At 72.2% G+C, this 12,369-nt stretch carries 15 protein-coding genes; 9 read left to right on the top strand and 6 right to left on the bottom strand.

Annotated elements, in window-relative coordinates:
- The first annotated feature begins 7 nt into the window (after nucleotides 1-7).
- Nucleotides 8-187: a hypothetical protein gene (locus tag OG553_RS13090; RefSeq protein WP_405979168.1), complete on the top strand. Its 180-nt coding sequence runs from the start codon at nucleotides 8-10 to the stop codon at nucleotides 185-187.
- 85 nt (nucleotides 188-272) lie between these two features.
- Here OG553_RS13090 and OG553_RS13085 read toward each other — a convergent pair whose 3' ends face one another.
- A complete protein-coding gene (locus tag OG553_RS13085) occupies nucleotides 273-830 on the bottom strand; it encodes a hypothetical protein (RefSeq protein WP_405979167.1) in 558 nt (185 codons plus the stop codon).
- A gap of 135 nt (nucleotides 831-965) precedes the next feature.
- Here OG553_RS13085 and tsaB point away from each other — a divergent pair, with 135 nt between their 5' ends.
- The 5 genes from tsaB (at nucleotide 966) to OG553_RS13060 (ending at nucleotide 4,357) form a co-directional block, all read left to right on the top strand.
- Entirely contained in the window at nucleotides 966-1,628 is a 663-nt protein-coding gene (gene tsaB / locus OG553_RS13080) for a tRNA (adenosine(37)-N6)-threonylcarbamoyltransferase complex dimerization subunit type 1 TsaB (RefSeq protein ID WP_405979166.1), read from the top strand.
- Nucleotides 1,625-2,146 (top strand): ribosomal protein S18-alanine N-acetyltransferase, encoded by a 522-nt coding sequence (gene rimI, locus OG553_RS13075; protein WP_405979165.1) that lies wholly within the window; start codon nucleotides 1,625-1,627, stop codon nucleotides 2,144-2,146. Before tsaB ends, rimI begins: the two co-directional genes overlap by 4 nt.
- Nucleotides 2,139-3,272 (top strand): tRNA (adenosine(37)-N6)-threonylcarbamoyltransferase complex transferase subunit TsaD, encoded by a 1,134-nt coding sequence (gene tsaD / locus OG553_RS13070; RefSeq protein WP_405979164.1) that lies wholly within the window; start codon nucleotides 2,139-2,141, stop codon nucleotides 3,270-3,272. The genes rimI and tsaD overlap by 8 nt, the downstream gene beginning before the upstream one ends.
- Nucleotides 3,269-3,544 (top strand): hypothetical protein, encoded by a 276-nt coding sequence (locus OG553_RS13065; protein ID WP_405979163.1) that lies wholly within the window; start codon nucleotides 3,269-3,271, stop codon nucleotides 3,542-3,544. Before tsaD ends, OG553_RS13065 begins: the two co-directional genes overlap by 4 nt.
- A gap of 93 nt (nucleotides 3,545-3,637) precedes the next feature.
- Nucleotides 3,638-4,357, top strand: coding sequence for a hypothetical protein (locus OG553_RS13060; protein ID WP_405979162.1), 720 nt, complete (start codon nucleotides 3,638-3,640; stop codon nucleotides 4,355-4,357).
- Between the two features lie 150 nt (nucleotides 4,358-4,507).
- Here OG553_RS13060 and OG553_RS13055 read toward each other — a convergent pair whose 3' ends face one another.
- On the bottom strand, nucleotides 4,508-5,695 hold the full coding sequence (locus tag OG553_RS13055) for a THUMP-like domain-containing protein (RefSeq protein ID WP_405979161.1): 1,188 nt from the start codon (nucleotides 5,693-5,695) through the stop codon (nucleotides 4,508-4,510).
- Between the two features lie 90 nt (nucleotides 5,696-5,785).
- Here OG553_RS13055 and OG553_RS13050 point away from each other — a divergent pair, with 90 nt between their 5' ends.
- Nucleotides 5,786-6,733, top strand: a complete 948-nt coding sequence (locus OG553_RS13050) for a polysaccharide deacetylase family protein (RefSeq protein WP_405979160.1) — start codon at nucleotides 5,786-5,788, stop codon at nucleotides 6,731-6,733.
- A gap of 14 nt (nucleotides 6,734-6,747) precedes the next feature.
- On the top strand, nucleotides 6,748-7,617 hold the full coding sequence (locus OG553_RS13045) for a polysaccharide deacetylase family protein (RefSeq protein WP_405983030.1): 870 nt from the start codon (nucleotides 6,748-6,750) through the stop codon (nucleotides 7,615-7,617).
- A gap of 795 nt (nucleotides 7,618-8,412) precedes the next feature.
- On the opposite strand, the gene OG553_RS13040 is transcribed toward OG553_RS13045, so the two are convergent.
- Genes OG553_RS13040 through OG553_RS13030 form a run of 3 tightly spaced genes read right to left on the bottom strand, consistent with a single transcriptional unit; the run spans nucleotide 8,413 to nucleotide 9,940 of the window.
- The gene (locus tag OG553_RS13040) at nucleotides 8,413-8,886 is read right to left on the bottom strand and encodes a hypothetical protein (protein ID WP_405979159.1); all 474 of its coding nucleotides are present in this window, start codon (nucleotides 8,884-8,886) and stop codon (nucleotides 8,413-8,415) included.
- 12 nt (nucleotides 8,887-8,898) lie between these two features.
- Nucleotides 8,899-9,240, bottom strand: a complete 342-nt coding sequence (locus OG553_RS13035; protein WP_405979158.1) for a hypothetical protein — start codon at nucleotides 9,238-9,240, stop codon at nucleotides 8,899-8,901.
- A 22-nt stretch (nucleotides 9,241-9,262) separates the two neighbouring features.
- Nucleotides 9,263-9,940 (bottom strand): hypothetical protein, encoded by a 678-nt coding sequence (locus OG553_RS13030; protein ID WP_405983029.1) that lies wholly within the window; start codon nucleotides 9,938-9,940, stop codon nucleotides 9,263-9,265.
- Nucleotides 9,941-10,419: 479 nt separating this feature from the next.
- On the opposite strand from OG553_RS13030, the gene OG553_RS13025 reads away from it, so the two are divergent.
- The gene (locus OG553_RS13025) at nucleotides 10,420-10,677 is read left to right on the top strand and encodes a hypothetical protein (protein WP_405979157.1); all 258 of its coding nucleotides are present in this window, start codon (nucleotides 10,420-10,422) and stop codon (nucleotides 10,675-10,677) included.
- A gap of 679 nt (nucleotides 10,678-11,356) precedes the next feature.
- Here the strand turns inward: OG553_RS13025 and OG553_RS13020 are convergent.
- Nucleotides 11,357-12,253: an RNA polymerase sigma-70 factor gene (locus OG553_RS13020; protein ID WP_405979156.1), complete on the bottom strand. Its 897-nt coding sequence runs from the start codon at nucleotides 12,251-12,253 to the stop codon at nucleotides 11,357-11,359.
- Nucleotides 12,254-12,369: the final 116 nt, after the last annotated feature.

Raw genomic sequence — 12,369 nt, 5'->3', positions numbered from 1 at the left:
GGCAGCCATGTCGGCAGCAGGAGCAGAGCGAGCGCCCGTCGTGTCCATGCGGGCCCTGCTCGCGGCGGGCGTGGCCGCCACGGCGGTGTCCACGCCTCCGCCCGCGCGCGCGGAGGCCGAGCCCGGCCCGGCGGCCGGGCCCGAGGCGGACGCGGAACGGGCCGCCCCGGAGCCCGAGGCGGCCTGATACCCACGTTCGGGTGAATCACGCTCCGCGTTCCCGTCCGGGGAAACCGGTCCGGACACCCGTCCGGAACCCCTGGGGAGCATCGTCAGGCGACGACGAACACCTTCGTGTCGCGCGTCGCGAAGGCCCACATCGCGTCACCGTCGCCGCGCGACATGCGGATCCCGCCGGTCTTCTTCGTGGAGTCCGGCTCCGGCATCGTGCCGTCCACGCGGGCGCTGAACCCGACCGCGATCCCGTCCGTCGTCGTGAACCGCACGACGTGCTCGATCGGCACCCCGTCCGTGCCGGTCACCGTGGCCGAACGCGAGACGACCATGTAGCTGCCGGGCGCCGGGTGCACCGTGCTCGGCATCACCGTGAACGTCCTCGGCTCCTTGCCGTCCTCCGAGACCAGCCACACCCGCTTCTGCGACACCGAGTACACCACCCGCACGCCCGCCCCCGAGTCGGCCGGCAGCGCCGTCGGCTTCGCCGGCTCCTGCTTGGCCGGGGGCTGGTTCTGCGCCGCGGCCGGGGCCTGCCCGGCGGGCTTCGCGGGAACCGCCGGTGCGGTCGCGGAAGCCTGGTAACCCAGGAATCCGATCGCGGCGAGCGCCGCCACGGTGAGCCCGGCCACGATTCCCGAGCTGCTGCGTGCCACCTTGCTCCACCTCTCCGCGCCTCGGACCGTCGAACTCTCGGACGACCCGCGTGTGTACCCGGTCGAAAGGTAGCAGCCGGGCCCCGCACCGACCGGCCGCAAGGCCCTGGGGCCGGGGAGTCGTAGGCTGTTCGCGTGCTCTTGCTCGCCGTAGATACCGCCACGCCCGCCGTCACCGTCGCCCTGCACGACGGGGAATCCGTCCTCGCCGAGTCGAACCAGGTCGACGCCCGCCGCCACGGGGAGCTCCTGCTGCCCTCCGTCGACCAGGTCCTCGCCGACGCCGGGGTCAAGCTCGAAGCCGTCACCGGCATCGTCGTCGGCGTCGGCCCCGGCCCCTACACCGGGCTCCGCGTCGGCCTCGTCACCGCCTCCACCTTCGCCGCCGTCCTCGGCGTCCCGGTGCACGGCCTGTGCACCCTCGACGGCCTCGCGTACGCCGCGGGCGCCGCCGGGATCGAGGGCCCCTTCACCGTCGCCACCGACGCGCGGCGCAAGGAGGTCTACTGGGCGCGCTACGAGGACCCCCGCACCCGCACCGGCGAGCCCGCGGTCGACCGCCCCGCCGACATCGCCGAACGGGTCGCCGGTCTGCCCGCCGTCGGCCAGGGCGCCGCCCTCTACCCGGACGTCTTCCCGGACGCGCGCGGCCCCGTCCACCAGTCGGCCGCGTCCCTCGCCGCCCTGGCCGCGGAACGCCTCGCGGCGGGAGCGGAGTTCCTGCCCCCGACCCCGCTCTACCTGCGCCGCCCCGACGCGCAGGTGCCCAAGAACTACAAGGTGGTCACCCCGCAGTGACGGCCCCGACCGCAGTGCTCCGCGAGATGCGCTGGTGGGACATCGAACCGGTGCTGGAACTGGAACACGAGCTGTTCCCCGACGACGCCTGGTCGGCCGGGATGTTCTGGTCCGAACTCGCCCACGCGCGCGGCCCGCAGGCCACCCGCCACTACGTCGTCGCCGAAGACCGGGAGACCGGCCGCCTCGTCGGCTACGCCGGACTGGCCGCCGCCGGCGACCTCGGCGACGTACAGACCATCGCGGCCGCCAAGGACCAGTGGGGCACGGGCCTCGGCGCCCGCCTCCTCACCGACCTGCTGCGCGCCGCCAGCGCCTTCGAATGCGACGAGGTGCTGCTGGAGGTACGGGTGGACAACACCCGCGCCCAGCGGCTCTACGAGCGGTTCGGCTTCGAGCCGATCGGCTTCCGGCGCGGCTACTACCAGCCCGGCAACGTCGACGCGCTCGTGATGCGCCTGACCGACCCGGCACAGACCAGAACCGAAAACCCTGAGAGCAGTGAGAGCAATGGCTGACGAACCGCTCGTCCTCGGCATCGAGACCTCCTGCGACGAGACCGGCGTCGGCGTCGTCCGCGGCACCACCCTGCTGGCCGACGCGATCGCGTCGAGCGTCGACGAGCACGCCCGCTTCGGCGGCGTCGTGCCCGAAGTGGCCTCCCGCGCCCACCTGGAGGCGATGGTCCCCACCATCGAGCGCGCCCTGAAGGAAGCCGGGGTCAGCGCCCGGGACCTCGACGGCATCGCCGTCACCGCCGGCCCCGGCCTCGCCGGAGCACTGCTGGTGGGCGTCTCCGCGGCCAAGGCGTACGCGTACGCGCTCGGCAAGCCGCTCTACGGGGTCAACCACCTCGCCTCCCACATCTGCGTCGACCAGCTGGAGCACGGGCCGCTGCCCGAGCCCACCATGGCGCTGCTCGTCTCCGGCGGGCACTCCTCGCTGCTGCTCGCCCCGGACATCACCAGCGACGTACGGCCGCTCGGCGCGACCATCGACGACGCGGCGGGCGAGGCCTTCGACAAGATCGCGCGCGTGCTGCAGCTCGGATTCCCCGGCGGCCCGGTCATCGACCGGCTGGCGAAGGAGGGCGACCCCAAGGCGATCAACTTCCCGCGCGGCCTGACCGGCCCGCGCGACGCGGCGTACGACTTCTCCTTCTCCGGCCTCAAGACGGCCGTCGCCCGCTGGATCGAGGCCAAGCGCAACGCGGGCGAGGAGGTGCCGGTGCGCGACGTGGCGGCGTCCTTCCAGGAGGCCGTGGTGGACGTGCTCACCCGCAAGGCCATCCGCGCCTGCAAGGACGAGGGCGTCGACCACCTGATGATCGGCGGCGGCGTGGCGGCCAACTCCCGGCTGCGCTCGCTCGCGCAGGAGCGCTGCGACGACGCGGGGATCATCCTGCGGGTGCCGCGGCCGAAGCTGTGCACCGACAACGGCGCGATGGTGGCGGCACTGGGTGCGGAGATGGTCAAGCGCAACCGGCCCGCCTCCGACTGGGACCTGTCGGCGGACTCCTCGCTGCCGGTGACGGACCCGCACGTCCCGGGCACGTCGCACGACCACGGCCACGACCACGGCCACGGGCATTCCCACTCCCACGACCACGTGCACGAACTCAGCAAGGACAACCTCTACTCGTGAGCACCGTCGCGCTGATGTGGGAGGCCCGGGCCGTCGAGGGCCGGGGCAACGAACTCATGGAGTGGGCCCGGGCGCAGGTACTGGCCCGGGAGCCGGTGCGCCGCGAGGTGCTGCGCGCCGCGCAGGACCGGGTGCTCGTGATCACCTGGTGGGAGTCCCCCGAGGGCCTGGCGGCGGAACTCCCCGAGCTGCCCGAGCCGGCCGCGGACCTGATCACCCGGGCGGTGCACCGCTGGCGGTTCGAGTCGGTGGAGACCACGGGCACGGGCTGAGGGCCTGCTGCGAAGCCGGCGGAGGCGCTGGTCGGGGCAGTGGTCGAGGAGTGCTGCGGCGATGCTCGAAGGCTCGCGGTTAGGGTCATGCCCATGCCGAGACTGCCCGCCCGTGAGCTACCGCCCCCGCCGCCGCCCGCGCACCTGCGCGAGTGGCTGGACGAGGGCGTCGTACGGGCCGACCGCGCGCGTTTCCTCACGGACCTGAGCCGGCGCAGCCTGGGCCTCGGGCGGCTGCTGTCCCTCTGGGGCGTCGCGGCGGCCTTCGCGCTGGGCTGGACCCTGGTCGGCCTGGCCGTGACGGCCTTCGCCGCGGGCGGCGGGCCCGTCGGAGCCCTCTGCTCCGCTGCGGCCGCCGCCGTGCTGCTGTGGGCCGGCCTCCGCCTCGCGCGGGGTGCCCGGCAGGAGCGGCGCGTACGGCAGCTGCTCTGCGCCTGGGTCGTGGCGGGCACCGACCCGGAGGCCGACGCCCGCCTGCGCGCCCCGGCCCGCAGCGCGGTGTGGTTCACGGCCTCCCTGGCCCTGGGCGGCTTCGGCCTCTGGCTGGCGTTCGCCTCGGCGTCCGGGGCGCGGCCGGGCACGGACACGTACGGGGAGGTCGCGTACTTCACGGGATTCGGCATGATCCTGTGGATCACCGCCCTCCTGGGCCTGGCCAAAGCCACGGCGTACCTCCGCTGGACCCACACCCCGGCAGGCCGAATCCAGCCTCGCCGGCGATTGAGGCGCGGGGTCCGGGGCGGAGCCCCGAAAGCCCCGGCGCAGCCGCGCCATTTCGCGCAGCCGGCCGAATCCAGCCCCGCCGGCGTTTGAGGCGCGGGGGTCTGGGGGCGGAGCCCCCAGAAAGCCCGGGCGTAGCCCGGGGCCGCTCGCGCGGCGGCGCGGCACGGGCCCCGACCACCCCCGGCCAGGGGAAGGGCGTAGCCCGGGGCCGCTAGCGCGGCGGCGCGGTACGGGCCCCGACTACCCCCGGCCAGGGGAAGGGGCGGGGTGACCGATCAGCATCGCAGGCGCCCCCGCCACCCGCGTCAGGAACACCGTCGCGGAGTTCGGCCCCTGCGGCTTCACCTTCTTGCGGAGCTCCTCCGGTTCGATCGCGGACCCCCGCTTCTTCACCGTCAGGATCCCGACCCCCCGCTCCCGCAGCAGCGCCTTCAGCTTCTTCAGCCCGAACGGCAGCACGTCCGTGATCTCGTACGCCGTCGCGTACGGCGTCTGACGCAGCTCGTCGGCCGTGACGTACGCGATGGTCGGGTCGATGAGCCGCCCGTCCAGCCGCTCGGCCACCTCCGCGACCAGGTGCGCCCGGATCACCGCCCCGTCGGGCTCGTACAGCCAGCGCCCGACCGGCCCGGCCTCAGGGTCCGGCAGCGGGTCGGCGGTCTCCAGCCCGACCGGCCCCGGCAGCAGGGTGGCCCGTACCGTGCCGGGGGCGGTGCCGAACCACAGCACGGCCTCCTTCACGTCACCGTGGTCGGAGATCCACTCGGCCTCCGCCTCCGCCGGCACCGCCTCGTGCGGGATCCCGGGCGCGATCTTGATGGCGGCGAGCTCCGCCGCCCGCGCCGCCTCCACCGCCCACGACAGCGGCGGCGAGTACGACTCGGGGTCGAAGATCCGCCCGCGCCCGCCCCGCCGAGCGGGGTCGATGAAGACGGCGTCGTACGCGGACACGTCGACCGCCGTCACGTCCGCCTCCCGGACCTCGATCAGGTCCGCCAGCCCCAGCGCCTCGGCGTTGGCCCGCGCGACGGCCGCCGTCAGCGGGTCGAGGTCCACCGCCAGCACCCGGATCCCGCGCCGGGCGAGCGCCAGCGCGTCCCCGCCGATCCCGCAGCACAGGTCCGCGACGCTCCGCACGCCCAGCGCTTCGAGCCGCCGCGCCCGGTAGGCGGCCACCGACGCGCGGGTGGCCATCTCCCCGCCGCCGGGGGTGAAGTACATCCGGAAGGCGTCCTCGGCCCCGAACTTCGCCACCGCCCGCTGCCTCAGCCGGGCCTGCCCCAGCGCGGCCGACACCAGCCCGGCGGGGTGCTCGCGGCGCAGCCGGGTGGCCACGGCCAGCTCCTGGGCGGGGTCGTAGTCGCGGAGGGAGTCGAGGAGGGCGCGGCCCTCGGGGGTGAGGAGCGCGGCGAAGTCTTCGGGGGTCACCGGTTCATTGTGGGCCAGCCGGTGGAAGGCGGGCGTCCGGCCGTGGTGTCGTCCGGGGTGCGGAGCCGCGTGGTGAAAAGATCCGCTGCTATGCAGCTTGTACGACAAAAGGGAAATAGTTCGCAGTTTGGTCACCGGTCCGCGCGGCGCCCGCGCGGCCGGTACGGGGTGGCCCTGGCCGCACTGCTGGTCGCCGCCCTGGGTACGGGGTGCGGGGCCACGGAGTCCGAGAAGCCGGCCAAGGCCAAGCCGGGCCAGGGGACGGAGGCGGGCGGCGCGGCCGGTGCGCTCGCCAACTCCGCCGAGAAGCTCAAGGCCGCCCAGCAGGCCCGGATCGCCGCCGCGAAGAAGTGGCGGCTGGCCAAGACGCCGCTCCTGGCCCCGGCCGCGCCCAAGACGAAGCCCGAGATCACCACGCGCGAGGGCTTCGAGGTCGAGGACCAGGACGAACTGCCCCCGGTCTTCACCACCGTCCCGACCGAGGACAAGGTCGTCTTCCTGACCGTGGACGACGGGGCCGAGAAGGACCCCGAGTTCATCAGGATGATGAGCGAGCTGAAGATCCCGTACACGGCGTTCCTCAGCGACTACCTCGTGCGCGACAACTACCCGTACTTCAAGGAGATGCAGGCGGCGGGCGTCACCCTGAACAACCACACCCTCAACCACCGCTACATGCCCGGTCTCTCGTACGAGCAGCAGCGCGAGGAGATCTGCGGCCAGCAGGACACCATCCAGAAGCAGTTCGGCAAGCGGCCCTCGCTCTTCCGCCCGCCGTACGGCAACTACAACCAGGACACCCTGAAGGCCGCCAAGTCCTGCGGCATCAAGGCGGTCCCGCTGTGGAACGCCGAGGCGTTCGTGAACCGGATGGACTACCGCGAATGGGACCGCGACCTGCATCCCGGTGACATCATCCTCACGCACTTCCGGGGCCGGGAGGACTGGAAGGGCACGATGCCTGACATGATCCGTCATGTCATGAAGACCGTCACGGACAAGGGGTATGCCGTGGCCCGCCTGGAGGACTACTTGTGAGGTACGCGCGCCGGTTGGTAGCCGGGACGCTGACGGCCGGCGCGCTCGCGCTGTCCCTGTCGGGATGCGGGAACAGCGTGGATCCCATCGAACGGCTGGGCCGCAAGACCGCGCCGGACAGCGCGTCCCCGTCGTCCGCCCCGTCCGCCCCGGCCTCCGCGGCGAGCTCCGCGCAGGCCGGTTCGGCGGGCGACGAGGCGTACCGGAAGTGGGGTCTGAAGACCCCCGTCCAGTACGCCCCCAAGCCGGCGCAGAAGCCCCAACTCCCCAAGGCCGCCCCGGGCAAGGCGGCCGTGCTGGACCGAATACCCGTCGCGCCGACGGAGAAGGTCGTCTTCCTGACCTTCGACGACGGTGCGGAGAAGGACCCCGAGTTCCTGAAGATGGCGGCCGACCTGAAGCTGCCGATCAGCATGTTCCTGACGGACAACGTGGCCTCCTCGGACTACGGCCACTTCGAGAAGCTCCGCGACAACGGCTCCGGCAGCACGGTGAACAACCACACCCTGACCCACCCGAACCTCCGCACCCTGCCCTTCGCGGCGCAGAAGAAGGAGATATGCGGGCAGCAGGACCACCTGGAGAAGCGCTTCGGCAAGCGGCCCCCGCTCTTCCGCCCGCCGTTCGGCAACTACAACGACGACACCCTCAAGGCCGCTGCCGAGTGCGGCGCCCAGACGGTGGTCCTGTGGCGGGCGTCGATGCAGATAAACGACTTCCAGTACGCGGAGGGCTCCGCCCTCAAGCCGGGCGACATCATCCTGGCCCACTTCCGCGGCCCGTCGGAGCTCAAGGGCGAGACGGAAACCCAGATGACGACCAAGATGCTCCAGCGCATACAGGACCAGGGCTACAGGATCGGCCGCCTGGAGGACTACCTGTAGCCGCCGCGGCGGCGGCGCGGGCGCGCGGCGCGGGCCTCGCGGCGCGGGTCTCGCGGTGCGGGTCTCGCGGTGCGGGCGCGCCGTCTCGCCTCGCGGTCGTACGTCGCCTCGCGGTGCGGGCGCGCTATCTCCCCCTCGACCCCCCGGGGCCGGGCGGTGGTTGCCCACCCGCCTCCCTGGGTGCGGGTGGGTGGGGCGGGGGCGGGGGTTCCGGCGGGCGGGGTCAGGACGTGGGGCGGTGGGTGGGGGGAGCGGTGCACCCTCGGGCGGGATCAGGGACGGTTTGGGGGTTTCCCGTCAGTCCCATCGTCCTTCCGTGTCGGGCCGGCCTGTCAAGGGCGCTCCTTCGTCGCGTCGCTTCGCGATGGCCTTCGGCCACCCTTGACAGGCCGTCCCGCCCCGGAAAGCCGAAAGACTGACGGGAAGCCCCCAAAAGAACGGTCACCGGACAGAGGACAAGGGACGGGTCCGTCAGGGATGAGGCGAGGGGCCGGGCGCTGGCCAGCTGGGCATCCGAGCCCTCAGGAGTCGAGATTCGGGGCCTGGGGCGCGACTACCTGCACGAAACGTCGATCTGAGCCCCCTGCGGAGCCCCCAAGCGCGTCAGATCGCTACGCGCTCCTCTTATCTCGGCGTCCGACGACCGCCTTGGGCTGGTACCCGCAGCAGAGGACGAAGTGACCAGCCCAGGGAGCCGACGGGCGCGTCAGATCGCTACGCGCTTCTCTTTCTCGGCGTCTGCCGCTGGCCTTGGGTTGATATGCACACGAGGGCCTGTAGGAGAGGGCAGGCGCGTCAGCGCTCTGCACCCTCCGGCCACAGCACGCGTACCGGTACCCCGACCCTCTCGGCGTACGCCACGACATCGGCCGTCCCGCCGAAGCCCCACGCCGGCTTTCCGTCCCACACCGCGAAGAGCATATCGGCCAGGCCCACTAGGATCTCGCTGCCCGCCATGTGAGCCGCAGAGTCGGACGCGGCCATGCCCGTGCGGTGCACATCGGAGGCCCGGCGGACGAGATCGTCGTACACGGGCCAGTGCGCGTCCGGCAGGCCCTCTCGGTACTCCTCGGCGGGAATGACGACCTCCAGCCGGCCACCGTGATCGAGCACGGCTTGGGCGAACCAGGCGTCGGGGCCGTCCGAGATGCAGGAGACCCCCGTCAGCTCCGCCGCCTCCAGGTCTCCGACGGCCGCCGCAAGAAGGCCGCGCACGCGCTTCTCCACTTCCGGGCTCAACCTGCGGTGACCTGTGATCCCCACACGCATCTCGTGCTCCTCCTACAGATAGACGTCTTGCAGCCGTTCATCAAATTCACGCACGACTCTGGGGGGCGAGGTCAAGGACAGAGAACGGCGTAGGGCGCGGGCCCGTTCCACGATCCGGCCGGAGCGGTAGGCCACGCCGGTCTCGACTGCCTTCGACGCGAAGGCGAACGCCGCCTCGATGCGTCCGGCGGACAGATGCCCGGCAGCCACGTCCAGCACCACGAGGGCGCGCTGCTTCGCATGGCCTGTGGCCAGCGCCTCCGTGTCATCCGCCAACACCCAGTCCGGGAGGCCGAGCCGTGCCCCGCACGTCACCCGGCACGCCGCGACCTTGGCTCCGTCGAACCGGAACACCCACGGCCACGGAGGTGGTTCCTCACCGCGCAGAGACTCCGCCACGGCGCGGCTGCGGTTGAGCGCTCGATCGGTCTCCCGATGGTCCCCGTTTGCCGCATGGGCGAGGGCTTCGACCGAGGACAGCCACGCGTCGGCGACTGCCGGTCTGGTAGGCGGCCAGCAGCGGGTCACCGGCCGACCGCGCGGCGCGGATTGCCGCGCCGTACCAGGACCGCGCCGATCCATGGTCGCCCATGTCCCACGCCAGCCACCCGGCCAGGCTGGCTGCCTCACTGCCCACGGCCGCAAGGCGGCTGCGCATCTGGTCCGTGCCTGCGCTGCGTGTCACGCTCTGGATCAGCCGGATGTGGGACTGCACCGCATCGGACAGATCCCGGGAAGGGGTGGTGCTGTCCAGGCGCCGGTATCCGGTGGTGTTCATCCGCAAGGCCGCCACCTGCCCCCCATCACCGTCGCCCTGTGACAGGGCACCGAGAAGGGGTGAAGCCGCTGCTGCGGCCACACCCCCAAGGAACTCACGTCGTTCCACTCGCTCAGATCCGTCCCGTAAGGCGTGTTGCTCGGCGAGGCCGACAAGCCCAGCCGGGATCCCCAGGTACGCGGCCACGGCCGCAAGCAGATCCGTCCCGTAGGACCTTGCCCCGTGGTTCTCCAGACGTGACACCGCCGACTGCGAAAGCCCGCAGGCCTGGCCCACCTGTTTCTGCGTGAGCCCGGCAGCCTTACGGCACAGCTCGATGACCCTGCCGTAGTCCCCTGCTCGGGATGCTTCTCGAACCTTTGGTGCCTGCCAGCCCACCACCAGATCACCCACGTTACGAGTTTCGATCGTCAATGCCGCATGTGCGTATCCGCTTTCCGCATACGCACATGCGGAAAGCGGGTCCCCGATGGTCCCACTGTGAGGGCCGTCATTGACTGGACATCAGCAGGCCCGGACGGCGGCTGATTTCGCCCTCCTGCCCGGCTGCCGTCCCCTCCGTCCCTCCACCTACCCGGACGGCGAACCCCATCCCGCTGCACAGGAATGGCACACATGAGTGAAATCACTCTCATTGACCCGGCAAACGAGGCCTTCGCAAGGGGTCGCCGCAACAGTCACACCCAGTGCGGAACTGCTTGACCGTGCGCTGCTCGGCTGGGAGCGCTTCCTCAGCACCTTCGAGAAGGTGTCGGATGAGTGAGCGGTACGAGTACGTCCCTCACCGCCTCCTGCGCCGTCGCGTGCGCGACATCGCGTCCGGTGCGGAGGGCGAGCTGATGGCCGTGATCAACGAGAACGTCTCGGACTCTCCCGTCCACGAGCGCTGGATGGAGCTCGCCTACATCCGGGGCGCCTCGGGCCGTGAGTTCACTACGGCCGTCACCAACATCCAACCCGCCGACCACCAGCCCAGGACGGCCGTCAGCCGCCGAGACCTGCGAAGCGCGTAGCGATCTGCCGCGCCCGTCCGCTCCCCGGGCTGCCCTGTTCGGCCTCCCGTGCGGGTATCAGCCCAAGGCGGTCGCCAGCCGCCGAGACGGGAGGAGCGCGTAGCGATCTGCCGCGCCTGGCGGCTTCCTGGGCTGGTCATTTCGCCCTTGGGTGCGGGTACCAGCCACAGGCGGTCGCCGGACGCTGAGAGATGAGGAGCGCGTAGCGATCGGCTGCGTCTCCCGGTTTCCCCGGGCTGCTCTGATCGACCTTTCGTGCAGGTAGGCACGCCGCTGGCTCGGAACGGCGACTCCTGAGGGCTCGGATGCCCGGCGGCCGACGCCCGGCTCCTCGCCTCGTCGCTGATACGGCCGTCCTTCTCCTCTGGACCGTGCCGTTCTTTTGGGGGTTTCCCGGCAGTCTTTCGGCTTTCCGTGGCGGGTCGGTCTGTCAAGGGTCGCCGAAGGCGATCGCGTAGCGACGCGACCGAAGGGAGCGCCCTTGACAGGCCGGCCCGACGCGGAAGGACGATGGGACTGACGGGAAGCCCCCAACCTGCTCTGAGACCGTCCGAGGGGATCCCGCCCACCCGGCCACCGCCCCGCAGACAGGGAGGCGGGTGGGCAGCCACCGCCCGGCCCCCACCCCCACGAGGGGGAGATAGCGAGCCCGCGCCCCGCGCCCCCGCCACCCCCCCCGTCAGCGCCCCAGCGCCGTTTCGTGCTCCATGCGGGTCAGCTTCTGCGGGTTGCGGACGGTGTAGAGGCCGGTGACGAGGCCTTCGTCGATCCGCATCGCCACGACCATCTCGACCTCCCCGTCGATCCGCATGAGGAGTGCCGGGTGGCCGTTGACCCGGGTCGGCTCCGCGGTCATCAGGGGGCCGAAGGCGGCGACGCCCGCGGCCAGCAGCCGGGCCACCTTCTCCGCGCCGATGACGGGCCTGGGCATGGCCTGTTTGATGCCGCCGCCGTCGCTCAGGGCGACGACGTCCGGTGCGAGGAGGTCGAGCAGGCCCTGGAGGTCGCCCGTCTCCAGCGCCCGCCGGAAGGCGTCGAGGGCGGCGCGGGTCTCGGTCGCGGAGACGACCCCGCGCGGCCGGCGCGCGGCGACGTGCGAGCGTGCCCGGTGCGCGATCTGGCGGACCGCCGCCGGGCTCTTCTCCACGGCCTCCGCGATCTCCTCGTACCCCAGGTCGAACACCTCGCGCAGGACGAACACCGCCCGCTCGGTCGGCGCCAGCGTCTCCAGCACCAGCATCATCGCCATCGAGACGCTGTCGGCCAGCTCGACGTCCTCGGCCACGTCCGGTGCGGTGAGCAGCGGTTCCGGCAGCCAGGGGCCGACGTAGTTCTCCTTGCGCCGGCTCAGCGTGCGCAGTCGGCCGAGGGCCTGCCGGGTCGCGATCCGGACCAGGTACGCGCGCGGCTCCCGCACCGTGTCCAGGTCGACCCCCGACCAGCGCAACCAGGTCTCCTGGAGGACGTCCTCCGCGTCCGAGGCCGAGCCGAGCATCTCGTAGGCGACGGTGAACAGCAGCTTGCGGTGCCTGACGAACGCCTCGGTGGCGGGGTCGGGACGGCCGTCCTCACTCATGTGCGGTCTCCTGATTCCTTCGTGCGTGGCCATGTCGCGCATACGACGCCGGACCGCGCCGCTTTGTGACAGCCCCCGCGCAGGCCCGCCCCGTGACGCGCGTCACAGCGGTCCGC

Source organism: Streptomyces sp. NBC_00158, assembly GCF_045160885.1.
In the GTDB taxonomy this organism is placed as follows: domain Bacteria; phylum Actinomycetota; class Actinomycetes; order Streptomycetales; family Streptomycetaceae; genus Streptomyces.
The sequence above is the reverse complement of the archived record's forward strand: the minus strand, read 5'-3'. Positions and strand labels throughout refer to the sequence as shown.